This is a genomic window from Lysinibacillus parviboronicapiens (assembly GCF_003049575.1).
Classification (GTDB): domain Bacteria; phylum Bacillota; class Bacilli; order Bacillales_A; family Planococcaceae; genus Lysinibacillus; species Lysinibacillus parviboronicapiens.
Genome location: NZ_PYWI01000114.1, coordinates 1 through 256 on the forward strand (window position 1 = coordinate 1; position 256 = coordinate 256).

Sequence of the window (256 nt, forward strand, 5' to 3'; positions counted from 1 at the left end):
AGCCATTATTGCTTGTGCTAATAAGCTTTTACACTGGATTTATGCGATTTTAAAAACGAAAACACCATTCCAAGAAACTATTTAGTAATAGCATTTTCAAATAAAACAAAAACCTTCCACACTGAATGAGTGGACTTACCCCTGTCAAGTAGACAGCTATAAAAAAGACTAAACAGCCATCTGGTGTCGATATTCTATCGGTGCCAGATGGTTGAGCCGTTTTTGGAAGCGTTGGTAGTTATAAAAGTAAATATAT

1 protein-coding gene is annotated in these 256 nt (G+C 35.2%); it reads right to left on the reverse strand.

Annotated elements, in window-relative coordinates; genetic code table 11:
* Positions 1–168 precede the first annotated feature (168 nt).
* Positions 169–252: an IS3 family transposase gene (locus C9J35_RS25010; protein ID WP_369122299.1), complete on the reverse strand. Its 84-nt coding sequence runs from the start codon at positions 250–252 to the stop codon at positions 169–171.
* Between the last annotated feature and the right edge of the window lie 4 nt (positions 253–256).